Source organism: Rhodanobacter sp. LX-99 (assembly GCF_018599185.1).
Taxonomy (GTDB): domain Bacteria; phylum Pseudomonadota; class Gammaproteobacteria; order Xanthomonadales; family Rhodanobacteraceae; genus Rhodanobacter.
Genome location: NZ_JAHFVL010000004.1, coordinates 110211 through 134269 on the forward strand (window position 1 = coordinate 110211; position 24059 = coordinate 134269).

Sequence of the window (24059 nt, forward strand, 5' to 3'; positions counted from 1 at the left end):
GCCATGCACACGCCCACGCCCGCGCAGCTGCTGCAGGTCTGGGAACGCGGGGGCGACCCGTCCGCCGCGGCACGCGGGCTGTTGCTGCTCGGCTGCAGCTGCGACGAATACTCCGCCGAAGCGCAGGCGGCCTTGCCGCTGGGCCGGCGCGATGCGCTGCTGCTGGAGTTGCGCGAGCGCCTGTTCGGCGCCGCGATCGATGCGGTGGCGGCGTGCCCGCATTGCGCGGCCACGGTCGAGGCGACGTTCCGTTGCGACGATTTGCGGCTGCCGCATGCGGACGCCGCCGCCTCCATGCTGGAACATGCCGCGCGCGGCATTCGCGTGCAGTTCCGATTGCCGGACAGCCGCGACCTGCTGGCATTGGAAAACTGCGGCGATGCCGAAGCCGCGCGCGCGCTGCTGCTCGAGCGTTGCGTGCTCGACGCGCGATCCGGCGACGAAGCGCACGAGCCGCGCAGCTTGCCGCACGAGCTGCAGGCGGAGATCGCGCGGGCGATGGCGCAGGCCGATCCGCAGGCCGACCTGCAACTGGCCTTCCGCTGCCCGCACTGCGATCACGAATGGCAGCCGCTGTTCGATATCGCGCGCTTCCTGTGGCAGGAACTGCACGCGTGGGCGCTGCACATGCTGCGCGAGGTGGACACGCTGGCGCAGGCCTATCACTGGGCCGAGGCCGACATCCTCGCCCTGAGCCCGCGCCGGCGCCAGGCTTACCTGGAGCTGTGCGCGCCATGAGCGATTTCCTCGACCGGCTGGCGGCACGCGCGATCGGCGGCGAAACCACGCTGGCGCCACGGCTGCCGTCGCTGTTCGAACCGCTGCAGCGCGCGCCGATCGTGCCGCCGGCCGATGCGGACGAGGCGCCGTCCGACCGGCGCCAGGCAGCGCCCGCCATGCACGCGGTGCCGGTCGAGGCGCCGACAAGTGCAGCACCCGCGAGCGCGTCGGCACAGCCGGCCGCAGCGCCCGTCGCGCCCATCGAACGCGTGGTGGCGGCGGTGTCGGCAAGCGCTGCCGCGAGCGCGGCGCCGCACGCGTCGGCACCGTCGACCGTCGGCGAACGAGCCTTCACGCCCGCCGTCGACCGCCCCGCAGCGCCATCCGTGTCGGCGCGTCCGGCCATGCCCGCACCGCCGCAACCGGTGCAGCCACGGCAGGCGCACGTCGCGCCGGATCGGCTGGAGACGGCGCGGACGCCGGCGTCGAACGGCGCCTTGTTGCCCGCGCCTGCGCCGGTATTTGCCGCGCCACGCGTAGCGCCCGCACGATTCGGGCGCACCGTCGCCACGCGGGCCGCGGCTGCACGAGCCGAAGGCAAGGCCGACGCAGCGGGTGAGCCGGTGGTGCACGTCAGCATCGGCCGGCTCGAGGTGCGCGCCGCGCCGGTGGCCGCCACCCCACCGCGGCGTCGCGAAGGCCCGCAGCCGGGCAGCCTCGACGACTACCTGCGCCAGCGTGGCGGCAAGGCGTCGCCATGAGCAACGTGCTGGCCATCGCCGCGACCACGCGCACGCTGCGCAACCTGCTGCTGGCGCAGATGCCGGCACTGGATGCGGAATTGAGCGACCTGGAAGTGACCCTGCAGCCGCCCGACGTGGCGCGCAAGGGCATCAGCAAGGCGCAGCTCAACCTGTTCCTGTACCAGGTGGTCGCCAATGCCGCCTGGCGCAATCTCGACCTGCCCGGCCAGGTGCGTCCCGGCGAGACCGCGCCGCCGCCGCTGGCGCTGAACCTGCACTACGTGATCACCGCCTGGGGTCGCGGCGAGAACGACAACGACGCGATCAGCCATCGCGTGCTGGCCGCCGCGATGAGCACCCTGCACGACCGCGGCGTGCTCGACGGCAACGACATCCGCAACGCGCTGCCGGACAACGACCTGGCCAGCCAGATCGAGCGCGTGCGCGTCACCCCGCTGCCGCAGAGTGTGGACGAGTTGTCCCGGCTGTGGACCGCGTTCCAGACCAACTATCGCGCCTCGGCCGTCTACGAGGCGGCGGTGGTGCTGATCGACAGCCAGGCGGCGATGCGCGCACCGCTGCCGGTGCTGCGGCGCGGCCCGCAGGATCGCGGCGTGATCGCCACCGCGTCCGCCGCCGCGGTGCTGGAGGCGCTCGACTACCCGCGCCATCAGGCTGCCGTGCGCCTCGGCGAGGACATCGTGCTGAACGGGCGCCAGCTCGCGACGGATCATTCGCTGGCCCGCTTCAGCAGCCTGCGCCTGGACGCGCCGATCGATATCGCGCCGCAACCCGGCGACGCCGCCGGCACGTTGCGCGTGCATCTCGCCGACACCGCCGACGATGCCGATGCCGTCGCGCGCTGGGCGCCGGGCATCTACACCGTGGCCCTGCTGGTGCAGCCGCCGGGACTGCCGCCATTGCTCAGCAACGAGCTGCCGCTGGTGCTGGCGCCGCGCATCGCGCTCGGCTCGCTCGCCGCCGCGGCCGGCGACTTCGCCTTGAACCTGACCTGCACGCCGCGCATCCGCGACGGCCAGCGCGTGTTCCTGCTGTTCGGCGACCGCCTGCTGGCGCCGGCCAGCCTCGGCAACCCGGCCGACACGCACCAGCCGACCGCGCTGGTCTTCCAGCTCACCGGCGTGGCCGCGGGCACGTACACCGTGCGCCTGCGCGTGGACGGCGCCGACAGCATCCCGGTCGACTTCAGCAGCAGCGCGCCCGCGTTCGCCGCGGACCAGCAGGTGGTCGTGTCATGAACGATTACGCGCCGTGGCTGGAAGCGAACGACCGCTACCTCGCCGGCGCGCTGGCCGATCTGCGCGCGCGGCTGGAGCGCGCCGCGCAGCGGCACGACACGCCGGCGGCGGCACCGGCGGCGGCCACCGCGCTGATGGAATCCGCGCCGGCGGTGCGTGCACCGGCGGGGCCGAAGCATTCCTGGGTCGCGCGGCTGTTCAGCGGCCAGCACGTACCGCCGCCGCTTGCGGCGGCGAATGCCGACGAACCGCCCGCCGCCCGACCGCTCGTCGCCGCCGTGCCGGATGACGGCACGGCCGCTGCCGCGCCGGGCGACGGCGAGGGCGGGCACACCCCCGCGCTGGCCGTGCTCGCGAGCCGCCTCGGCCTGTCCGCGTTCGAGCGCGACGTGCTCCTGCTGTGCATCGGTATGGAACTGGATACGCGCTTTCCCGCGCTGTGCGCGCAGGCCCAGCACGATCCCGCCAAGCCGTATCCGACCTTTGCGCTGGCCTTCGCCGTGCTCGACGCGCCGAGCTGGGATGCGCTGTCGCCGCAGCGGCCGCTGCGCTACTGGCGCCTGCTCGACATCCACCAACCCGGCGCGCAGCCGCTGATCGGCGCGGCGCTCAGCGCCGACGAGCGCGTGGTGAATTTCGTCAAGGGCATGAACTACCTGGACGACCGGCTGACGCCGCTGCTCACCGCGTTGCCGCCGGCCACGCTGCCGCCGTCGCAGCAGGCGCTCGCCGACCGGCTGCTGGACAGCCTGCGCCACGTGCCGCCGGGCGAGCCGCTGCCGGTGGTGCAACTGCTCGGCAGCGACAGCGTGAGCAAGCAGGCGATCGCGCAGGCCATCGCCGCCGCGTTCGGCGCGCAGGCCTATCGCCTGTCGGCCGAACTGCTGCCGGCCGCGGTGGGCGAACAGGAGACTTTGCTGCGGCTGTGGCAGCGCGAAAGCCGGCTGCTGCCGCTGGCGCTGTACCTCGACGCGGCCGAGGTCGAACACGGCGACGCCGCTGCCGCGTGGGTCAGGCGTTTCCTCGCACGCACCGGCGGGCTAGCCTTCGTCGACGCGCGCGAGCCGTGGGCAAGTGCGGCCACGCATGCGCTCAGCGTCGACGTGGCCAAGCCCACCGCCGTCGAGCAGCGTTCGCTGTGGCAGCGCCTGCTGGGCGATGCCGCCGGCGCGCAGCCGCAGCAGCTGGCCGGCCATTTCGATTTCAACCTGGGCAAGATCGAGCAGATCGCGCACGGTGCGCTGGCGGCGGCCGAGGACAAGCCCGCCGCACTGGCGCAGACGCTGTGGCAGGGTGCGTTGGCGCATACCCGGCCGGCGCTGGACCAGCTCGCCCAGCGCATCGAGCCGAAGGCCGGCTGGGACGACCTGAAGCTGCCCGACGGCGAGAAGGCCCTGCTGCGCCAGATCGCCGACCAGGTTGCCCAGCGCACGACCGTCTACGACGACTGGGGCTTCCGCCAGCGGATGAACCGGGGGCTGTCGATCAGCGCGCTGTTCACCGGCGAAAGCGGCACCGGCAAGACCATGGCGGCCGAAGTGCTGGCGCGCGAACTGGGCCTGTCGCTGTACCGCATCGACCTGTCGGCGGTGGTCAGCAAGTACATCGGCGAGACCGAGAAGAACCTGCGCAAGCTGTTCGACGCGGCCGAGGGCGGCGGCGCGATCCTGTTCTTCGACGAGGCCGACGCGCTGTTCGGCAAGCGCAGCGAGGTGAAGGACAGCCACGACCGCTACGCCAACATCGAGGTGAACTACCTGCTGCAGCGGCTGGAGTCGTTCGGCGGGCTGGCGATCCTGGCCACCAACATGAAGGGCGCGCTGGACGGCGCGTTCCTGCGCCGGCTGCGCTTCGTCATCAACTTCCCGTTCCCCGGCACGGCCGAACGCCGCGCGATCTGGGCCTCGGCGTTCCCGGCGCAGGCGGCGGTGGGCGCGCTGGACTTCGACCGGCTGGCACGGCTCCCGCTTACCGGCGGCAGCATCCAGGGCATCGCGCTGAACGCGGCGTTCATGGCGGCCAAGGGTGGCGTGCCGGTCGGCATGCCGCTGCTGCTCGATGCCGTGCGCGGCGAGTACCGCAAGCTGGACAAGCCGGTCAACGAGGCGGACTTCCGTTGGCTGGAAAGCGCCGGGAGCAAACCGTGAGCATCGAGCTGCACATCGAGCGGCTGGTGATCGACGAAGCCGCGCTCGGCGGCGAACGCGCAGGCAGCGTGCGCGCCGCACTCGAATCCGAGCTGGCCCGCCTGCTGGCGCAGCCTGGCGCGGTCGGCGCGTTGCGCGGCCTCGGCGCGGTGGCTGCGCTGCCGCCGGCGAAGCTGCCGACTGCCAGCCACCCGCACGAGCGCCTCGGCCCGCGCATCGCCACGGCGGTGCAGCGCGGTCTCGGCATCTCTCCCGCCGCGCACGTCGCGGGCAAGGAGCATTGACATGAAAGCGATCCCCAAACCCCGCCCCGACGGCATCGTGCGTTTCGGCAAACGGAAGGCCAAGCGCGACGACCGCAACCTGATGTTCGCCGCACTGCTGAAGGCGCCGCCGGCGCTGCCGGCCGAGTACGACTTCGACGTCGTGCACCACGGCATCCCCACGCCGATGTTCGGCAACGACCAGTACGGCGACTGCGTGATCGCCGGCCGCGCGCACCAGACCCTGCGCTTCGAGAAGGCCGAGCAGAACAAGCTGATCGCGATCAGCGAACACGACGTGCTGCGCGAGTACTTCAGCGAGAGCGGCGGCGTCGACAGCGGCCTGGTCGTGCTCGATTCGCTGAAGGAGTGGCGCAGCAAGGGCTGGCTCGCGGCGAAGCGTCGCTACAAGATCAAGGCCTTCGCGCAGATCGACCAGGCCAGGCGCAGCGAGGTCAAGCGCGCGGTGTTCATGGACATCGGCGTCGGCCTCGGCTTCACCCTGCCCGATGCGGCGCTGACCCAGTTCTATGCCGGCAAGCCGTGGGCGGTGGCGAGCGGCAAGGCCGGCCAGCCGAATCCGCGCAACGGCCACTACGTCTACGTGCCCGGCTACACGAAGAGCGGCCCGGTCTGCGTCACCTGGGGCCGCAAGCAGCAGATGACCTGGGCCTTCCTCGTCAAATACTGCGACGAGGCCTACGCGATCATCGACGCGATCGACACCGCGAAGAAGAAGCGCGGGCTGGATGCGGGCAAGCTCGACGCCTTCCTCGCCGGATTGCGCAAGGCGAAGCTGGCGGCAAAGAGGACGGCGGCGCGCGCCGGAGGCGGGCATGGCTGAGCGCAGCGCCAGCGTGGCGGCGAAGCCGGTGCCGGCGGTTCACGGCGCGCTGCTGCAGCGCAAGTGCGCCTGCGGCACGCATGCGCCGGGCGGCGGCGAATGCCCGGATTGCGCGAAGAAACGGCTGCGGCGAAGCAGCCGCGACGGCGGGGCATCGCCGATGGTGCCGCAGCTCGTGCACGATGTGCTTGCCACTCCGGGCCGGCCGCTCGAACCCGCGACCCGGAACTGGATGGAGCCGCGTTTCGGCAGCGACTTCAGCCGCGTGCGCGTGCACGACGACGGCCACGCCGCCGCATCCGCGCGCGCCGTGGGCGCGCTTGCCTACGCCGTCGGCAGCCATGTCGTGTTCGACACTCACCAGTACGCACCGGGCACGCCGGCGGGCCGCCGCCTGCTCGCGCACGAGCTGGCGCATACGCTGCAGGATCCCGGCGCCGGCGGCCTGCACGCGTCGCTGGCGATCGGGCAGCCCGGCGACGCCTCCGAAATCGCCGCCGACCGGGCGGCCGACGCGGTGGCGCGGGGCGAGCGGGTTTCCGTTGCGCCCAGCGGCGGCGGGGTGGTGCGCCGGCAGATGCGCGGATGCGCCGCCAGCGCGGGCGACAGCGCGGACGTGCGCAAGGTGCATTGCCCCGACGGTTCCGATTACCGGGTGACGATGACGGCCGCGGACGGGCCGCCGGTGCCCGGCTTCCACGGTTCGGTCACGCCTGGCGCCAGCCTCAAGGAAATCTGGCTGGACATCTCCCTGTGCAAGGGCAACATCCAGGTGAACCTGCAGCCGGGCGTGGACATACCGCAGGCGCTCGGGTCGGTGGTAGCCAACATGGTGGCGGGCTCCGACGCGCTGAAGGGCGTCGCCATCAATCCCGAGCTGAAGATCACCTTCATCCAGGGCTCGAGCTTCACGGTGTCGCTCGTACCGTCGGTCAAGCTGGACGAGAAGGGCGTCGCCGGCGCCGGTGGGTCGGTGGAGGTGCAGACCAAGGACGTGACCGTGAAGGGTGGCGTGAATTGCGACCCGCGGGCGGGGTCGTGCATGTTCACCATCGACATCGGCGGCGGCGCGGCCACGAAGCCCGTGGATTGCCACAAGAAAGGCAAGCAGAAGATCACCTTCGCCTGCGAGAGGATCACCCACGTGCCCGCGGTGCCTGAGGTGCCGGCGCTGAAGCAGACGGACGTCCAGACGCGCTACGTGTTCTTCCGGCACGCCAGGCACGAGGTCCGCAAGGATTTCCGGTTGCCGACCGACATCCAGGCGCTGAACGAACAGGGTTACCGGGTCACCTCCATCAAGGGCTTCACCTCGCCCGAGGGGCCGCGTGGCTCCGAACACGCGCCGCAGTTCGAAGGCAATGTGGCGCTGGCCATCGAGCGGGCGCAGGCGGCCCGCGACTGGCTGGCGGACCCGAAGGTGTGCGCCGGCTGCGACCTGTCCGGCGCCAGGCAAAGCGGCGAGAGCGAGCTGCCGCCGGAACAGGGCAAGCAGGAGCCCGAGCCGAAAGGGCCGGGCATGGAGCGAGGCGCCGTGGACGAGTTCCTCGGCAAGCAAGGCACGCCCGACCCGCTGGCGCCCGCCGATCCGGCGGAACGGGCGAAATTCGAACGCATGCCGTTCGGCCGGCAGCGCGAACAGGCCTACGAGCTGATGCGTCGGGCGGCCATCGTGCTAGAGCGCACGCGGGTCGTGCGCGAGCGCCAGCCCGGCGTTCCGGCGCGGGACGAACCCAGCGCCGTCGAATGCAGTCCCGAGGTTCTGGAGGCGGCCCAGAAATCGTTCGGCATAAAGACCCCGGGGCCATTCAATTTCGACATTCCGGGAAAGCACTGATGGACACCTCGCCATGAACATCTTCGACGGCCTGTACGGCTACGAAAAACTGATGCTGCTTTGCGGCCTCATCCTGTTCGTGTTCGCGCTGGCGGCGATCACCGTGATGATCGTGCAGCGACGCGACTTCAAGATGGCGATGGCGCTGATCGTGCTCGCGATCGTGCTGATGGGTTTCCCCGGCATCCAGGCGGTGAAGTTCAGCCAGGACACGGTCGAACTGGACCGCATCCGCACGCAGCCGCAGGCGCCGACCGATCCGGTGCAGAAGCAGCAGGCGCAGCAGGCACTCAGCAATCTGGAGCAGCGCTCCGCCGGCAATCCGCAGCTGCAGGCGCAGGTGTCGGACGGCTACCGCGCGATCGGCGAGGTGGACAAGGCCTATCGGCTGGCGCAATCGGTGCTGCATGAGAAACCCTCGGCGCAGGTGCAGGCCACCCTGGTGCCGGTGCTCACGGCGAAGTTGAACCAGGTGCAGGCGAACGCGCTGATCGCTGCGCCGCCTCCCGCCGCCGCGGCCAGCGCGCCGCCTGCGGCGGCGCCGGCCGGAACCGGCAGCGTCGCGGCCGCGCCCACGCCGGCTCCCGCATCCGCTTCTTCGCCCCCCGCCGCGACAGCGCCGGTGGACAGTGCACGCCAGCACCAGATTGCCGAGATCGCCAGGCAACTGCAGTCGACCGCCGCGCCGCTGCCGGCGGCCTCGCACGCCGCGCTGGCCAAGGCGTACGTGGTGCTGGGCCAGCCGCAGAAAGCACAGGCGAACGTCGACGCCGCCCGCCGGATCGACCCGAACATCCGGATCAACGCCGCCGTGCTGCGTGCGGCCAGGACGGGCAGCCACCCATGAGCGCCTTCCCCGGCTCCCCGCGCATCCTCAAGGGCGGCATCGTGCTGATCGATGCGGCCAGCTCGGCGGTGCTGCGGGTGATCGCGCTGCAGTACAACCCCGACTCGCTGACCCGCTCGCTGCAGGTGCAGGCGGTCAGTGCGGACGGCGGCGACCGTTCCGAGGTGCTGCGCCTGAAAGGGCCGCCGGTGGAGACGCTGAAGCTGGAGGCGGAGATCGACGCCACCGACCAGCTGGAGTTTCCGGAGCAGAACGGCGGCGTCACCCAGTCCGGCATCTTCGCCCAGCTGGCCGCGCTGGAGACGATGGTCTATCCGAGCAGCGGGCAGCTGCGCGCGAACGACGCGCTGGCGCAGATCGGCACGCTGGAGATCGTACCGATGGAGACGCCGCTGGCGCTGTTCGTGTGGAGCAAGTCGCGCATCCTGCCGGTGCGCGTCACCGAATTCGGCATCACCGAGGAGGCCTTCGACACGGCGCTGAACCCGATCCGCGCCAAGGTCAGCCTGGGCTTGCGCGTATTGTCGGTGAACGACGTGCCCACCGGGCACAAGGCCGCCAGCCTGTTCATGAATTACCTGCAGCAGAAGGAGCGCCTGGCCGGCGGCGCCGGCGGCCAGTTGTCCGCGCTCGGCCTGAGCGGCGTGCCGTGATCGGGGGCGCCGGGATCTTACTTGTGCCCGTGAAAGGCCGGGCATCGCGAACACATCGGAGAGCGACATGCGTATCGAGGAAATGATTGCCGCCGTACAGCAAACCCTCGGCGTGGAGGTGGATGGCAAGGCCGGCCCGCAGACATGGGGTGCGATCTACGCGCGGCTGGTCGGCAAGAAGATCGATCAGATGAAGCCGTCCGAAGCCATTTCGCCGGTGGACGACCGCAGTGAAAAGGTGATCGCCACGCTGCTGCCGGAAGTGCGCCCGATCGCGCGCACCCTGGTGCAGAAAGCGGCGGCTGCCGGGATCACCATCCGCGTGATCAGCGGCTTGCGTACCTACGAGGAGCAGGCGGCGCTGTATGCCCAGGGGCGCACGGCTCCGGGAAAGAAGGTGACCAATGCCCGGGCCGGTTACTCGAACCACAACTTCGGCATCGCGTTCGACATCGGCGTGTTCGAAGGGAGCCGGTACTTGCCGGAGTCCCCGAAGTACAAAGCCGTTGGCGCGTTGGGCATGGACCTGGGCCTGGAATGGGGCGGCAACTGGAAGACCATCGTCGACCAGCCGCACTTCCAGTTGCGGCCCGCCTGGGCGGCGGACGAAAGCGAACAGCAGATGTTGGCCGAGCTGCGATCCAGGAGGGATCGCGGCGACGCGGTGTACGCCTGACGCAACCGGTGCGATCGACACGCCCGCGACGGAGAAGCCTCCATGACCTCGAATTTCCCGCCCACCAGCCGCTACGCCCTGACGCCCACCACGAGCCTGGTGCGCGCCGATGGCACCATGGTGACGTACCTCAAGCGCCGCTTCGCGCCGGCGCCGGAAAACCTCGCCCTGCTGCAATGGCATCAAGTCGTGCAGAACGAGCGGCTGGACAACATCGCGGCGAAGTACCTGGGCGACCCCGAGCAGTTCTGGCGGCTGTGCGATGCGAACCGTGCGCTGCGCCCGGAGGAACTGACCGCGGCGATCGGGAAAAAGCTGCGCATCACCTTGCCCGAAGGCATCCCGGGGGTGCCGCATGCTTGAGGGTGTGCACCTGACCTTGCTGGTCGGCCCGGTGGTGCCGGTGCCGGTGCCGCAGCTCGTGCTGGACGCGCTCACCCGGGTCGAGGTGAACGCGCCGGACGAGGCGGCCGGCGCATTCACGCTGCAGTTCACGCTGAGCGTGCAGTCGCCGCTGCACACGCTGTTCCTGCTCTCGGGCGGGGGCGTGGTGCCGCTGCTGCGGGTGATCGTGGTGGTCACCGTGAACGGCATGCCGCAGGTGCTGATCGACGGCGTGGTGACCCGCACCGAAGTGGTGCCGGGCGCGGACCAGCGCCACACCACCTTGCAGGTCACCGGCGACGACCTCACCGCGGTGATGACCAAGCTGGAATTCTCCGGCCTGCCGGGCCTGCCGTACCCGGCGATGCCGGCCGAGGCGATCGTGGCGCTGCTGCTGGCGAAGTACGCCTTCCTCGGCATCGTGCCGCTGGTGATCCCGAGCATCGCGATCGACGTGCCGATCCCGACCAACCGCATCCCCACCCAGCAGGGCAGCGACCTGGAATACATCCGCCTGCTGGCCGAACGCGTCGGCTACGTGTTCTACCTCGACCCCGGCCCGCTGCCCGGCATGAGCACCGCGTACTGGGGGCCGAAGATCAAGGTGGGCGTGCCGCAGCCGGCGTTGAACGCGGACATGGATGCGGCCAGCAACGTCGACGAGCTCAGCTTCAGCTACGACGGCAACGCGCGGCAGCTGCCGGTGGTCTACATCCAGAACGAGCAGACCAAGGTACCGCTGCCGCTGCCGATCCCGGACATCGGGCCGCTGAATCCGCCGTTGGGCCTGATCGATCCGCCGCCGCAGCAGTTCCGCCCGCTGCCCGAGACCGCGAAGTATTCGCCGCAGCGCGCGCTGCTGCTGGGCATGGCCGAGGCGGCGAAATCGGCCGACACCGTCACCGGCCGCGGCAGCCTCGACGTGGTGCGCTACGGCCGCGTGCTGAAGCCGCGCCAGCTGGTCGGCGTGCGCGGCGTCGGTCCTGCGTTCGATGGCCTGCACTACGTCAGCCAGGTACGCCACACGATCCGCCGCGGTGAATACAAGCAAAGCTTCCAGCTGTCGCGCAAGGGCCTGCTTTCCACCGTGCCGCTGGTGCCGCCATGAGCAAGTTCTACGGCAAGTACCGCGGCACCGTGGTCCAGAACGTGGACCCGGAACAGCGCGGGCGCATCCAGGTGATGGTGCCGGACGTGTCCGGGCTGATCCCGTCGAGCTGGGCGATGCCGTGCGTGCCGATCGCCGGCAAGCAGAGCGGCGTGTACGTGGTGCCGCAGATCGGCGCCGGCGTGTGGATCGAGTTCGAGCAGGGCGATCCGGATTATCCGGTCTGGGTCGGCGGCTTTTGGGGCAGCGCGGCGGAGGTGCCGGCGCTGGCGCTGGCCGGCAATCCGGCCAGCCCGAGCGTGGTGCTGCAGTCGGGCCTGCAGAACACCATCGCGATCAGCGACGTGCCGGGGCCGGCCGGCGGCATCCTGCTGAAGAGCGTCACCGGCGCGATGATCATGGTCAACGAGGTCGGCATCACGATCTCCAACGGCCAAGGCGCCACCATCGTGCTCGCGGGGCCGACGGTGACGGTCAACAACGGCGCGCTGGTCGTGACCTAGGGAGATGCATGATGCCGGGCTTCCTCATCCATGTCGGCGCCAGCGTGCTCTGCTCGCACGGCGGCCAGGCGCAGGCCACCGCACCGAATCCGCGCGTCGCGGTGAGCGGCCAGCCCACGGTGACGATGCCGGCGCCGTGGCTGGTCGCCGGCTGCGCGCTGCCGCCGCCGACGGCAGCGAACGGCCCGTGTGTTTCCGCGCAATTCGTCACCGCCGCGACCCGGGTCACGTCCAGCGGGCAGCCGCTGCTGCTGCTCGACAGCCAGGCGGTCTGCACGCCGACCGGCACGCCGCTGCTGATCGTCGCCAGCCAGACGCGCGTCACCGCGATGTGAGGACGTCATGATGAACCTCGACTTCCCATTCCACTTCGACAACCGCGGCCGCACCGCGGAAACCGGCGACGACGAGCACGTGCGCGACATGATCGAGCAGTTGCTGTTCACCAGCCCGGGCGAACGGGTGAACCGGCCCGACTTCGGCAGCGGCCTGCTGCAATTGGTGTTTGCGCCGAACAGCCCGGAGCTGGCCGCCGCATTGCAGTTCACCCTGCAGGCGGCGCTGCAGCGCTGGCTGGGCGACGTGATCGACGTCGGCACGCTCGAAGTCAGCAGCGAGGATTCCACCTTGCGCGTCGAACTCAGCTACACCGTGCGCGCCAGCGGCGACACGCGCAGCGACAGCTTCGTGCGGAGCCTGCCATGAACCGCGCAAACGTCCATGCGAGTCTCGGTACGATCGGCTGCGCGCCGCTGCCGGCCTGCAGCGTGCCGGCGCGGCGCGAGAAGCTGCGGCTGGCCGGCACGCTCAACGGCATCGACTACGTCGAGGTGGGCGACGACGGCGTGAGCCTGTGCGTGCACCTGTTCGGCGAGATTCCGCATGGTCTCGGCGTGGCGAATGTGCGGATCAGCGGCGGCGACCGCATCACCGGCCTGCGCGTGCTCAGCGTGAACCCCGAGCTGGAACCGGAGCTGCACGACGACGCCTGCCTGCGCGTGGTGCTCGACCGCGAAGGCGACCATACGGCCTATTGCGTGTGCCTGGTGGGTGCGGCCTCCGGCAACGACGCGGCGGGCTGGATGGCGTATCCGGGCTTCGATCCGCGCTACGCGTGCGCCACGCTGCACTTCCGCCTGGACTGCGCGAAGACGCTGGACTGCGCCGACGAGGCGCCGTGCGTGTCGCCGCCGTCGCCCGCGCCGGAGATCAACTACCTGGCGAAGGACTACGCCAGCTTCCGCCAGCTGTTCCTCGACCGCCTCGCGCTGGACATGCCGGCATGGCAGGAGCGTCATGTGCCGGACATCGGCATCGCGCTGGTGGAGACGCTGGCGTACACCGCCGACCATCTCAGCTACTACCAGGACGCGGTCGCCACCGAGGCCTGCCTGGGCACCGCGCGCAAGCGCATCTCGGTGCGCCGGCATGCGCGGCTGGTCGACTACCGCATGCACGAGGGCTGCAATGCGCGCGCGTTGGTGACGCTGGCCAGCAGCAGCGACCTGAGCCTCGAACTGGCCAACCTGCTGCTGCTGGTGCCGCCGCCGGGGCAGGGCCATCCGCAACCCGGCGTGATCGACGCGGCCCGGCTCGACGCGGCGCGTGCGCAAGGTGCGCTGATCTACGAGCCGATGCCGCTGGATGGCGCAGCCACGTTCGACGTGGTTGCCGCGCACAGCGCGATCCGGCTGCACACCTGGGGCGACGAACTGTGCTGCCTGCCACGCGGCAGCACGCGCGCGACCCTGGTCGACACGTCCGCAGCGGCACCATCGGCGGCGACGGATGCCGCCGCGGCCACGGCGCCGCAACGCGCGCTGAAACTCGTGGCTGGCGACCTGCTGATCTTCGAGGAAGTGCTGGGCCCGCAGACCGGCAACCCGGCCGATGCCGATCCCGCCCATCGTCATGCCGTGCGCCTCACGGACGTCCGGACGTCCGTCGATCCGCTCGACGGAACGCTGCTGCTGGAAGTGGCGTGGGATCCTTGCGACGCGCTGCCGTTCGACCTGTGCCTGTCGGTGCGCACGCCGGCGCCGGATTGTGCGTGGCTGCACGACGTCAGCCTGGCGCGCGGCAACGTGCTGCTGGTCGACCATGGCGAACACGTGCGCGGGCGATGCGTTTCGCCGGCGATCTGCATACCGGCGGGTAGCGACGGCGACTATCCCGGCCTCGCCGCCGCGCTCGCCGCGATGCCGGATGCCTGCACGCGCTGCGGCACGCTGGCCGAGGACTGCTGGCTGGTGCCCGGCGGCACGCAGTACGGCTGCTGTCATTGCGATGGCGCGGTGCAGGACGTGCGCCGTCCGCCGTCCGACACCGGCCACGTGCTGCCGGACATGCCGCTGACCTGGGCCGAGCCGCTGCCGCCGCAGGCGCCGGTATGCAAGCTGCTGTCGCGCGACCCGCGCCGGGCGCTGCCGCAGCTTGCCGTCTACGGCGGCGCGCTGCGGGACGTGCTGGTGGCCGGCACGCCGGACCCGCGCTGGCGGTGGCAGCCGCGCTACGACCTGCTGAAAAGCGGCCAGGACGACCGCCACTTCGTGGTCGAGATCGACGACGACGGCGCCGCGCACCTGCGCTTCGGCGACGGCGTGCTGGGCGCGCAACCGCAGGCCGGCGACTTCTTCCGCGCCGCCTCGCGCATCGGCAACGGCCCGGCCGGCAACGCGGGGCGCGACAGCATCGTGTGGCTGGCGCTGAAGTCGGGCGTGCTGTCCGCCGAGCTGCAGCCGCGCAACCCGCTGCCGGCCAGCGGCGGCACCGCGCCGGAGAGCCTGGCCGAGGTGAAGCTGTATGCGCCCGGCGCGTTCCGTGCGAAGCCGCTGCGCGCGATCGTCGCCGACGACTACGCGAGCTTCGCCGCGCAGGCGCCGCAGCTGCAGGGTGCCGCCGCCGCGCTGGAATGGAGCGGCAGCTGGTACGCAGCCGACGTGATGGTCGACCCGCTGGGCCACGAGAACCTGCCGGACGGGTTGGCGCGGCAAATCAAATACGGACTGGAGCGCTATCGCCGCATCGGCCACGACGTCGAGGTGCATGCGGCCTGCTACGTGCCGTTGCGGATCGCGTTGTTCGTCTGCGTGCTGCCGGACTTCCTCGTCGCCCACGTCGAGGCCGAACTGCGCGACCGCTTCAGTTCGGACCTGCGCCGCGACGGCACGCCCGGCCTCTTCCATCCGGATCGGCTCAAGCTGGGCGCGCCGGTGTTCGCCAGCGCGCTGCTGGCCGAGGCGCAGTCGATCGCCGGCGTCGCCCACGTCGAGGTGACCACGCTGGCCCGCGCCGAGGGCGGCGATGAGGGCGTGCCCGAGGATGGCGTGCTGCATCTCGCCGCACGCGAAATCGCCCAGGTCGACAACGATCCGGATCATCCCGACCACGGAAGCATCGCGTTCACGCTGGGAGGTGGCCGATGAGCTGCTGTAGCGCCTGTGGCAGGCATGCCTGCGCCTGCGGTTGCGGGACGGTCGCCGGCACGCCGCTGCCGCTGTACAACCGGCCGGGACTGGACAGCCTGGGCTATCGCGTCGGTACGTATGCCGACTTCCGCGCCACCATGCAGCGCGACCTCAGCGACGCCGCGCTGCCGGCGCTGGCCGGGCTGCGCACGCGCGAGGCCGACGATCCGGCGATGGCGTTGCTCGACGCCTGGGCGGTCGGCGCCGACGTGCTCACGTTCTACCAGGAGCGCATCGCCAACGAGGGCTACCTGCGCACCGCCACCGAACGCCGCTCGGTGCTGGAGCTGGCGCGGCTGGTCGACTACCGCCTGCGCCCCGGCGTGGCCGCCAGCGTCTACCTCGCCTATACCGTGGAAAAGGATTCGCCGCCGGTGACCATCCCCGCCGGTGCACGCGCGCAGTCGGTGCCCGCGCCCGGCGAGCAGATGCAGACCTTCGAGACCGCCGAGCCGCTGGACGCGCGCTTCGAATGGAACGCGCTGCAGCCGCGGCTGACCCGGCCGCAGAACATCACGCTCGACAACGCGGCCGCGCTCGATGCGCTGTGGGTCGCGAGCACGACCACCGGCCTGAAGCCGAACGACCGCCTGCTGTTCCTGTTCGGTGAGCTGCCGGCCGGCGTGCCGGCGATCCGCCTGGTACAGTCGGTCGAAGTGCAGCAGCGGGGCGGGCACAGCAAGGTGCTGCTGCAGCCGGTCGATGCGGCGACGGTGGCGATTGTGGCGGCGGCGAACAAGGCGATCGCTGCGTTGAATGCGTCGACCGCCGGACCCCATCGCGAAAGATGGCTGGAAGGCATCGAATCCGCGCGCAGGGATCTGCTGCTGGGCGGCGACAACGGCGGCAGCTTCGACGCACTGATGAGTCGCCGGCTGGATGGCATTCCGGCCGGTCCGCCGGCCGTCGACGATTTCAAGAGCGCGGTGGACGCGGCGTTCGGCGCGGTTCCGCCGTCCGCCGGACCGCCGGGCGGCTTCGGCGCGCTGTTCGGCGCGCTGACGCTCACGCCGACCTTGCAGCCGGCCAGCCGTTTCAGCCTGCAGCGCAACATCGCCAGCGCGCTGGGCAAGGCCAGCGACGTGCGACCGCAGCTGCTGCTGAATTTCGAGGCGCGGCTGGCCGACAACTTCTACCGCGCCTGGACCAGCGTGCCGCAAGGCGAACCTTCGCCGGCACTGAGCGGCGTCCATGCGCTGCGCGTGTCCGCGCCGCTGTTCGGCTACAACGCACCGCACATCATGGGGCTGGGCCTGAACACGGACGCCGACACCAAGGCGACGGTGCCATATGTGTCCAGGCCCGACGGCGACTGGGCGGCGGCCGAAGATGACGATCGCGTGCAACTGGACAACGCCTACGACGGCGTACTTGCCGGCAGCTATCTGCTGATCCAGCCGAGCACTGATGACGTGCCGGTGGTGGCGAAGGCGAAGAGCGTGCGGATCCATCCGCGCAGCGACTACGGCATCAGCGGCAAGACCACCGACATCGTGCTGGACGATTCGTCGACGGGCGGTGGCCCGCCCGTGTGGCGGGCGCCGGACATGGCGATGCTGCGCGGCACGCAGGTGCATGCGCAGAGCGAACCGTTGCCGCTGGCCGAACTGGCGATTGCCGACACGATCGGCCGGGTCGCCGATGACGGTACGCCGCGTACGACCGGCGACAGCGCCACCCGGCTTACCCTCGACACGGCCGTCGATGGCCTCAAGGCCGGGCGCTGGGTGATCGTCGAAGGACAGCGCGGCGACGTGCCGGGTACCGACGCGGTGGCGGCCGCCGAGCTGGTGATGTTGTCCGCGGTGGAGCAGGGCGTGGATGCGAACCTGCCCGGCGACACCGTGCACAGCACCCTGGTGTTCGCCAACGCGGGCCTGGCTTACACCTATCGCCGCGACACGGTTTCCATCCACGCGAACGTAGTGCGCGCCACCCACGGCGAGAGCCGTCGCGAGGTGCTCGGCAGCGGCAACGGCGCGCTGCCGATGCAGGCGTTCGTGCTGAAGCAGCCGCCGTTGACGTACGTTTCCGCCGCCTCCGTGGACGGCGTGCAGGGCACGCTCACGCTGCGCGTCAACGACCTGCAATGGCACGAGACGCGCAACCTCGCCTTCGCCGGCGCGAACGACCGCAGCTTCGTCACCGCCAGCGACGACGACGGCAAGACCACCGTGAAGTTCGGCGACGGCACGCACGGTGCGCGCCTGCCCACGGGCGTGGAGAACGTCGTCGCGACGTATCGCAACGGCATCGGCACGCCGGGCAACGTGCGCGCGGGGCAGGTCAGCCTGCTGGCGACCCGGCCGCTCGGCGTCAAGGAGGTGATCAACCCGCTGCGCGCCTCCGGCGGCGCCGACGCGGAGACGCGCGACCAGGCGCGCCGCAACGTGCCGCTGGCAGTGCTGGCACTGGACCGGCTGGTCTCGGTACCGGACTACGCCGACTTCGCGCGCAGCTTCGGCGGCGTCGGCAAGGCGGCGGCGGTCAAGCTGGGCCGCCTGGTGCAGGTGACCATCGCCGGTGCGGCCGATGCGCCGATCGACCCGACCTCCGACCTCTACCGCAACCTGCTGCAGGCGCTGCAGCGCTACGGCGATCCGTCGCTGCCCGTGCGCCTGGACGTGCGCGAGCTGCTGGCGCTGACCGTGAGCGCGAAGGTGGGGCTGCTGCCGGACTTCGCGTGGGAGTCGGTGGAACCGGCGGTGCGCGCGGCGCTGCTCGATGCGTTCGGCTTCGAGCGGCGCACGCTGGCGCAGGCCGTCTACCTCAGCGAACTGGTCGCCTGCATGCAGGCGGTGCGCGGCGTGGCGTGGGTCGACGTGGACGCGTTCGGCAGCCTCGACGAAGCGACCCTGCTGGCGGGCTTCGGTGCCGGCGGCGACAACGACAAGCATGGCGATGGCGCCTCGTTGACGACCCACGCCGCCACCACGATCGCCACGACGGTGTCGCCGCGCGTGCAGGTGCTGCCTGCCCGCTACGACGACAACGGCGCGCTGCGCCCGGCGCAGCTCGCCTACCTGCCGCCGAACGTCCCCGACACCTTGCTGCTGCAGGAGGCCACGCCATGACTGCGCGCCCGGATCGGCTGTACGACCTGCTGCCGGTGGTCTACCGCATGCGCGACGCGGAGCAGGGCTGGCCGCTGCGCGATTTCCTGCGCGTGCTGGCGACCCAGGCCGACGTGCTGGAGCAGGACATCGCGCGGCTGTACGACAACTGGTTCATCGAGACCTGCGACGACTGGGTGGTGCCGTATATCGGCGACCTGCTCGGCTACGCCCTGTTGCCCGAAGCGGCCACGCTGGGCGAGGACGGTCGCCGCGACGCCAGCCTCGGCCGCGTGCTGGCGCCGCGCGCCGACGTGGCGAACACGATCGACGCGCGCCGGCGCAAGGGCACGCTGTCGCTGCTGGAGGACCTGTCCCGCGACGCGGCCGGTTGGCCGGCGCGCGCGGTGGAGTTCTATCGCCGGCTCGGCTGGATGCAGCATCTCGACCACCGGCATCCGCACCGCGGCGGCACGGCGGACCTGCGCGATCCCGACCGGCTGCAACGGCTCGGCTGGGCGGACGGCGCGTTCGATCCGTTCGCCCACAGCGTCGACGTGCGGCGCATGGGCAGCGCTCATCGGCGCGGCCGCCACAACATCCCCGCGGTGGGCGTGTTCGCCTGCCGCCTGCGCAGCTACCCGGTGACCTGCACGCCGGCGTACTGCATCGAGGAACGCGGCCCGCAGTGCTTCAGCTTCAGCGTGCTGGGCAACGACGCGCCGCTGTTCCAGCGCCCGGTCGTGGAAACCGAACCCACGCACATCGCCGACGAGCGCAACCTGCCACTGCCGCTGCGCCGCTGGCGTTTCGCCGAGCGCGGCCCGCTGGCCGATTACGCCAGCGTGTCGGCCGAACTCTATGGCGACGGCCGCAGCGTGCAGGTGTGGGCGCCGGACTGGCCGGCGAAAGGCCAGGGCGTGCCGGTGCCGCGCGAGCTGCTGGTTCCGGCCGATTTGTCCGGCTGGCGTGGCCAGGTGAAGCGCGGGCGCATGGCAATCGATCCCGAACGCGGCCGCCTGATGTTCCCGGCCAACCAGCGGCCGAAGCGCGGCGTGTGGGTGTCGTATCAGTACGGCTTCGCCGCCGACCTCGGCGGCGGCGAATACGCCCGCATCACGCCGGAGCTGGAAGGCGCCACCCGCTACGTGGTGCATGCCGCGCTGCCGGATCGCGCGGCGAGCGGCCATGGGGCCGCCGGCCATTTCGGCAGCATCGCCGAGGCGCTGGCGGCGTGGGCGCGAGCGAAGGCGGCCACGCCGGCGTTGCGCGCGCTGGTGATCGAGCTGGCCGAGAGCGGCGTGTACGAGGGCAGCATCGACCTGCAGCTCGATGCGGGCGAGGCGGTCCAGCTGCGCGCGGCCGAACGCACGCGGCCGGTGCTGCGCCTGCTCGACGTGCGCGCCAGCCAGCCGGACGCACTCGGCGTCAGTGGCCGCGCCGGCAGCCGCGTGCTGCTGGACGGCCTGTTGATCGTGGGCCGCGGCATCGAGGTGCACGGGCCGGGCGACGAGGCCGCCGCGGACGACGACCTGTGCGAGCTGCTGATCCGCCACTGCACCCTGGTGCCGGGCTGGGCGCTGCATTGCGACTGCGACCCGAAGCGTCCGGGCGAGCCCAGCGTCACCCTCGATGGTACGCGCGCGGCGCTGCGCGTCGAGCACAGCATCCTCGGCGCCATCGCGGTGGTCAGCCCCGAGCGGCGCGGCGAACCGCCGCCGCTGGAACTGTGCGACAGCATCCTCGACGCCACCGGCGCCGAGCGCGTGGCGCTCGGCGCGCCGGACGAGGCGGTGGCGTACGTCGAGGCCAGCTTCCACCGCTGCACGGTGATCGGCGAAGTGCAGGCGCACGGCATCGCGCTGGCCGAGGACTCGATCTTCGCCAGCCCGCTGCGCGTGCTGCGCCGGCAGCAGGGCTGCGTGCGTTTCTGCTACGTGGCCGACGGTTCGCGCACGCCGCGCCGCTTCCACTGCCAGCCCGATCTGGCGCTGGCCGCGGTGGCACCGGAGCAGCGTGCGCACGAGCGGCTTCGCGTGGTGCCGCAATTCCGCAGCCGGCGCTACGGCTCGCCGCACTACCTGCGCCTGGCCGATGGCTGCTGTGCGGAGATCCGCCGCGGCGCGTCCGACCGTTCGGCGATGGGCGTCTACCACGGCCTGTACGAACCGCAGCGTGAGGACAACCTCGCGGCGCGGCTGCAGGAATACGTTCCGGCGGGCACGGACGCCGGCATTCTTTTTGCGAATTAGGAGATCGACCATGAAAGGCGACTTCGCACGCGTCAGCTTCGATCCGGCCCTGCATTACAGCCAGGTGTTCCAGCAACAGGGCCGCGTATTGCTGGAGGCGGACTGGAACGAACAGGCGCAGATCCAGCTGCACCTGCTGCGCACCCTGGTGCGCGACCTGGTCGGTCCGTGCTGGGCCGCGGGCAGCGGCTTCGCCATCACCGGCAGCACCACCAACGCGGACGGCAGCAGCAAGCCGCTGCCGCTGACCGACTGGCAGCTGGCGCCGGGCCACTTCTACGTCGACGGCATCCTGTGCGTGAACGAGGCCGCGTGCACCCTCGCGCAGCAGCCGAACGCGCCCACGCCCGACTACGGCGTGGCCGACGGCAAGAGCGGCTTCGAGAATCCGCCGCAAGGCTTCGCACTGTGGCTGGACGTGTGGGAGCGGCACCTGTGCGCGGTGGAGGCGCCGGGCATCGCCGACGCGGCGCTGGACGGCGTCGACACCGCCTCGCGTGCGCAAGTGGTGTGGCAGCTGCGCATGCTCGACCAGCCGCGGGCGCAGCAGCAGCTCGACGACGTCACCGCGGCACTGAAGACGCGCCAGGATGCTGCCGGCAATCCGGCCGACATTGCTGCGATCAAGCAGCAGATCGCCGAGGTGGCCAAACTGCGCAAGAGCCTCGACGGGAATGACCAGGCCAACGCTTCACCCTGTGCGACCGTGCGCCAACTGCTCGGTGCGCGCGCGGCGTACGCGCTGCCGCGGCTGCGCGCGGAGCTGGGTCCACAGGAATCCGACAACGACCCCTGCGTGATCGCCGCCGACGCGCGCTACCGCGGCTGCGAGAATCAGCTGTACCGGGTCGAGATCCACCAGGGCGGATTGGCCGGCACGGCCAGCTTCAAGTGGTCGCGCGAGAACGGCTCGGTGGTGTTTCCGGTCACGCGCAGCGACCTCGGCGCGACGGCGGACGACGGCAGCGCGCAGCTGGCGGTGACGCTGGCCCGGCTCGGCCGCGACGCCCGGCTCGGGCTGGCGGCGAACGACTGGGTCGAACTGGTCGACGACCGCTACACGTTGGGGCAGCGCGCGTATCCGCTGCTGCAGGTGATCGCGGTCGACCTGGCAAGCTGCGGTGTCACCCTGAACGTGCCGAAGAACACCACGCCGTGGCCGCTGGACGACGACCCGCGCCGGCATCCGCTGCTGCGCCGCTGGGACCAGCGCGAGGCGGTGAATGCGCAGGGTGTGCTGGCCGTGGCCGAGGGTGCGCCGATCGCGCTGGAAGACAGCATCCAGATCAGCTTCGAACCGGGCGGGCTGTATGCCACCGGCGACTATTGGCTGATCCCCGCGCGGGTGGCCGGCAACGGCCAGCTCGACTGGCCATCGGCGAACGGCACGCCTGCCGCCTTGCCGCCGCGCGGACGGCATCACTACGCGGCACTCGGCGTGGCCGGCGGCGGCAACTACGACGAATGCTGTTGCCGCTTCGGCACGTTGTGCGAGCTGATCCAGGCCGGCAGCAGCCGGCAGCCCGGCGTGAACGACCGCCGCGCCGTGTTCGCGCCGCGGGTTGCGACGGCCAAGGCCTCGGCCAAGCCGGCGCCGAAGCGAACCCGGGCGAAAGCGAAGGCAATCGCCAAGCCGGCCTGAGCCAGGGCCCGACGTGCGAGGCCGTGTCGCCGCACCATCCCGAAACCGACCGTGTCAGGAGTCCGTGTGATGGAACCGCTGGTCGCTCCGTACTTTCCGCTCATCTACGTCCGCGGCTACGCGATGACGGCGAACGAGATCGCCGATACCGTCGCCACGCCATACATGGGCTTCAATCTCGGCTCCACCAAGGTGCGCCAGGCCTGGGACGGCACCGTGCGGCGCCACGTGTTCGAATCGCCGCTGGTGCGGTTGATGAAGGATTACGGTTACCGCGACGTCTATGCCGACGGCAGCGAGATCGATGGCGATCTGCCGGCGCGCAGCGTGGTCATCTATCGCTACTACGAAACGGCCGATACCGACCTGGGCGACGGCAAGGTGCTGTCGATCGTCGAAGCCGCCACCGGCCTGCGCGACCTGATCCGCAAGCTGCGCGACCAGGTCTGCGGCGCCGATGCGGCGCGGAAAAAGGCGTTCCGCGTTTACCTGGTCGCCCATTCGATGGGCGGACTGGTGTGCCGCAGCTTCCTGCAGAACGACAAGATCAGCACCGGCGCCGACCGTGCCATGGTCGACAAGGTGTTCACCTACGCCACGCCGCACAACGGCATCGAGATGGCAGGCATGAACGTGCCGGCGGTGCTCGGCCTGTGGGACATGAACAACTTCAACCGCAGGAACATGGCCGGCTACCTCGGCCTGAAAGGCGCGCCGGAGCGGGTGGATACGCTGGACGGCAAGTTCGATCCGCAGCGCTTCTTCTGCTTCGTCGGCACCAACCACCGCGACTACGAGGCGGCGCTCGGCCTGTCGCGCAAGCTGGCCGGCGAGATGAGCGACGGCCTGGTGAAGATCGACAACGCCACCGTGAGCGAGGCGCCGCGCGCCTTCGCCTACCGCAGCCACAGCGGCGTATACGGCGTGGTCAACTCCGAGGAGGGCTACCAGAACCTGGTGCGCTTCCTGTTCGGCGACATGCGCGTGGACGGCGCGCTGGAGGTGGACGCGCTGCCGCTGCCGGCCTCGGTGCAGAAGGCCAAGGACGACGGCAAGCAGGTGCGTGCTTCGTACTACTTCGAGGCCACCGTGGCCCCGCGCGGCACCAACAGCTACCGGCTGACCGAGCGTCGCCGCGATACCTTCAGCGCCGTGCTGCGCAGCTTTGACGAACTGCTGCGGCCGAACAACGTCGGGCGGGATGCGCCGCGCTCGCCGGTGCTGTTCTCGGCCTTCCTCGACACCAGCAAGATCACCTCCGGCAATACCGTCGTGTTCAGCGTGGAGCTGACCGTGTCGACCACCGGCTACACCATCGACAACAAGCTGTGGCTGGACAAGCACGTCGAGGGCGAATACCTGTTCCGCGATACCGTGGTGGTCCGGGCGACGCGCAGCGGCGATGGCTGGAACGTGCGCTACGTGCTCGCCGACGAGCAATCCAGCGAGGGGCTCGGCACCCTGGTCGAGTCCCGGCCGGAAGGCTACCTGATCCCGCTTTCTTCGCAGAAGGGCTTCAAGGGGCGGCTGCGGCTGACGGTGCAGCGGCCCGCGCCGGCGGGCGGCTGAGCTTCCAGGACAGGAGCCTTACTGCGCTGCCGACGGTCCTGGCCAGCCCGGCAACCCACCCTCGGCATGCAACGCGCTGCCTTTACACTATG

At 70.9% G+C, this 24059-nt stretch carries 20 protein-coding genes; all 20 read left to right on the top strand.

The window, feature by feature from the left end:
* Window positions 1-3: 3 nt before the first annotated feature.
* The 20 genes from KK131_RS17170 (at window position 4) to KK131_RS17265 (ending at window position 23967) form a co-directional block, all read left to right on the top strand.
* Window positions 4-738 (top strand): hypothetical protein, encoded by a 735-nt coding sequence (locus KK131_RS17170; protein ID WP_214558061.1) that lies wholly within the window; start codon window positions 4-6, stop codon window positions 736-738.
* A complete protein-coding gene (locus KK131_RS17175; protein WP_214558065.1) occupies window positions 735-1481 on the top strand; it encodes a hypothetical protein in 747 nt (248 codons plus the stop codon). The genes KK131_RS17170 and KK131_RS17175 overlap by 4 nt, the downstream gene beginning before the upstream one ends.
* A complete protein-coding gene (locus KK131_RS17180; protein ID WP_214558066.1) occupies window positions 1478-2722 on the top strand; it encodes a DUF4255 domain-containing protein in 1245 nt (414 codons plus the stop codon). The genes KK131_RS17175 and KK131_RS17180 overlap by 4 nt, the downstream gene beginning before the upstream one ends.
* Complete coding sequence (locus tag KK131_RS17185) at window positions 2719-4869, top strand: ATP-binding protein (protein ID WP_214558068.1); 2151 nt, start codon at window positions 2719-2721, stop codon at window positions 4867-4869. Before KK131_RS17180 ends, KK131_RS17185 begins: the two co-directional genes overlap by 4 nt.
* Window positions 4866-5153 carry a hypothetical protein gene (locus KK131_RS17190; RefSeq protein ID WP_214558069.1) on the top strand — a complete coding sequence of 96 codons (288 nt, stop codon included), beginning with the start codon at window positions 4866-4868 and terminating at the stop codon, window positions 5151-5153. The genes KK131_RS17185 and KK131_RS17190 overlap by 4 nt, the downstream gene beginning before the upstream one ends.
* A gap of 1 nt (window position 5154) precedes the next feature.
* Window positions 5155-5976, top strand: a complete 822-nt coding sequence (locus KK131_RS17195; RefSeq protein WP_214558070.1) for a hypothetical protein — start codon at window positions 5155-5157, stop codon at window positions 5974-5976.
* Window positions 5969-7813, top strand: a complete 1845-nt coding sequence (locus tag KK131_RS17200; protein ID WP_250887376.1) for a DUF4157 domain-containing protein — start codon at window positions 5969-5971, stop codon at window positions 7811-7813. Before KK131_RS17195 ends, KK131_RS17200 begins: the two co-directional genes overlap by 8 nt.
* A gap of 13 nt (window positions 7814-7826) precedes the next feature.
* Window positions 7827-8660, top strand: a complete 834-nt coding sequence (locus KK131_RS17205) for a hypothetical protein (protein WP_214558071.1) — start codon at window positions 7827-7829, stop codon at window positions 8658-8660.
* A complete protein-coding gene (locus KK131_RS17210) occupies window positions 8657-9313 on the top strand; it encodes a hypothetical protein (RefSeq protein ID WP_214558073.1) in 657 nt (218 codons plus the stop codon). Before KK131_RS17205 ends, KK131_RS17210 begins: the two co-directional genes overlap by 4 nt.
* Window positions 9314-9356: 43 nt before the next feature.
* On the top strand, window positions 9357-9989 hold the full coding sequence (locus KK131_RS17215; protein WP_345777277.1) for a M15 family metallopeptidase: 633 nt from the start codon (window positions 9357-9359) through the stop codon (window positions 9987-9989).
* Between the two features lie 42 nt (window positions 9990-10031).
* Window positions 10032-10352, top strand: a complete 321-nt coding sequence (locus tag KK131_RS17220; protein ID WP_214558076.1) for a LysM domain-containing protein — start codon at window positions 10032-10034, stop codon at window positions 10350-10352.
* Entirely contained in the window at window positions 10345-11481 is a 1137-nt protein-coding gene (locus KK131_RS17225) for a hypothetical protein (protein ID WP_214558077.1), read from the top strand. The genes KK131_RS17220 and KK131_RS17225 overlap by 8 nt, the downstream gene beginning before the upstream one ends.
* Window positions 11478-11984 (top strand): phage baseplate assembly protein V, encoded by a 507-nt coding sequence (locus tag KK131_RS17230; RefSeq protein ID WP_214558078.1) that lies wholly within the window; start codon window positions 11478-11480, stop codon window positions 11982-11984. The genes KK131_RS17225 and KK131_RS17230 overlap by 4 nt, the downstream gene beginning before the upstream one ends.
* Window positions 11985-11995: 11 nt before the next feature.
* Window positions 11996-12319, top strand: coding sequence for a hypothetical protein (locus KK131_RS17235; protein WP_214558080.1), 324 nt, complete (start codon window positions 11996-11998; stop codon window positions 12317-12319).
* A gap of 10 nt (window positions 12320-12329) precedes the next feature.
* On the top strand, window positions 12330-12689 hold the full coding sequence (locus KK131_RS17240) for a GPW/gp25 family protein (RefSeq protein WP_214558082.1): 360 nt from the start codon (window positions 12330-12332) through the stop codon (window positions 12687-12689).
* Complete coding sequence (locus KK131_RS17245) at window positions 12686-15409, top strand: putative baseplate assembly protein (protein ID WP_214558083.1); 2724 nt, start codon at window positions 12686-12688, stop codon at window positions 15407-15409. Before KK131_RS17240 ends, KK131_RS17245 begins: the two co-directional genes overlap by 4 nt.
* Window positions 15406-18525 carry a putative baseplate assembly protein gene (locus KK131_RS17250; protein WP_214558085.1) on the top strand — a complete coding sequence of 1040 codons (3120 nt, stop codon included), beginning with the start codon at window positions 15406-15408 and terminating at the stop codon, window positions 18523-18525. The genes KK131_RS17245 and KK131_RS17250 overlap by 4 nt, the downstream gene beginning before the upstream one ends.
* A complete protein-coding gene (locus KK131_RS17255) occupies window positions 18522-20756 on the top strand; it encodes a hypothetical protein (RefSeq protein WP_214558086.1) in 2235 nt (744 codons plus the stop codon). Before KK131_RS17250 ends, KK131_RS17255 begins: the two co-directional genes overlap by 4 nt.
* A 10-nt stretch (window positions 20757-20766) precedes the next feature.
* On the top strand, window positions 20767-22398 hold the full coding sequence (locus tag KK131_RS17260) for a DUF6519 domain-containing protein (protein ID WP_214558087.1): 1632 nt from the start codon (window positions 20767-20769) through the stop codon (window positions 22396-22398).
* Between the two features lie 69 nt (window positions 22399-22467).
* Entirely contained in the window at window positions 22468-23967 is a 1500-nt protein-coding gene (locus KK131_RS17265) for a hypothetical protein (protein WP_214558089.1), read from the top strand.
* Window positions 23968-24059: the final 92 nt, after the last annotated feature.

Bases quoted from the DNA above. Each gene is read 5' to 3' on its own strand.
- KK131_RS17255 (WP_214558086.1), top strand. From the start codon at position 18,522: ATGACTGCGCGCCCGGATCGGCTGTACGACCTGCTGCCGGTGGTCTAC.
- KK131_RS17230 (WP_214558078.1), top strand. From the start codon at position 11,478: ATGAGCAAGTTCTACGGCAAGTACCGCGGCACCGTGGTCCAGAACGTG.
- KK131_RS17265 (WP_214558089.1), top strand. From the start codon at position 22,468: ATGGAACCGCTGGTCGCTCCGTACTTTCCGCTCATCTACGTCCGCGGC.
- KK131_RS17260 (WP_214558087.1), top strand. From the start codon at position 20,767: ATGAAAGGCGACTTCGCACGCGTCAGCTTCGATCCGGCCCTGCATTAC.
- KK131_RS17200 (WP_250887376.1), top strand. From the start codon at position 5,969: ATGGCTGAGCGCAGCGCCAGCGTGGCGGCGAAGCCGGTGCCGGCGGTT.
- KK131_RS17225 (WP_214558077.1), top strand. From the start codon at position 10,345: ATGCTTGAGGGTGTGCACCTGACCTTGCTGGTCGGCCCGGTGGTGCCG.
- KK131_RS17185 (WP_214558068.1), top strand. From the start codon at position 2,719: ATGAACGATTACGCGCCGTGGCTGGAAGCGAACGACCGCTACCTCGCC.
- KK131_RS17180 (WP_214558066.1), top strand. From the start codon at position 1,478: ATGAGCAACGTGCTGGCCATCGCCGCGACCACGCGCACGCTGCGCAAC.
- KK131_RS17250 (WP_214558085.1), top strand. From the start codon at position 15,406: ATGAGCTGCTGTAGCGCCTGTGGCAGGCATGCCTGCGCCTGCGGTTGC.
- KK131_RS17175 (WP_214558065.1), top strand. From the start codon at position 735: ATGAGCGATTTCCTCGACCGGCTGGCGGCACGCGCGATCGGCGGCGAA.
- KK131_RS17220 (WP_214558076.1), top strand. From the start codon at position 10,032: ATGACCTCGAATTTCCCGCCCACCAGCCGCTACGCCCTGACGCCCACC.
- KK131_RS17210 (WP_214558073.1), top strand. From the start codon at position 8,657: ATGAGCGCCTTCCCCGGCTCCCCGCGCATCCTCAAGGGCGGCATCGTG.
- KK131_RS17195 (WP_214558070.1), top strand. From the start codon at position 5,155: ATGAAAGCGATCCCCAAACCCCGCCCCGACGGCATCGTGCGTTTCGGC.
- KK131_RS17205 (WP_214558071.1), top strand. From the start codon at position 7,827: ATGAACATCTTCGACGGCCTGTACGGCTACGAAAAACTGATGCTGCTT.
- KK131_RS17245 (WP_214558083.1), top strand. From the start codon at position 12,686: ATGAACCGCGCAAACGTCCATGCGAGTCTCGGTACGATCGGCTGCGCG.
- KK131_RS17240 (WP_214558082.1), top strand. From the start codon at position 12,330: ATGAACCTCGACTTCCCATTCCACTTCGACAACCGCGGCCGCACCGCG.
- KK131_RS17235 (WP_214558080.1), top strand. From the start codon at position 11,996: ATGCCGGGCTTCCTCATCCATGTCGGCGCCAGCGTGCTCTGCTCGCAC.
- KK131_RS17170 (WP_214558061.1), top strand. From the start codon at position 4: ATGCACACGCCCACGCCCGCGCAGCTGCTGCAGGTCTGGGAACGCGGG.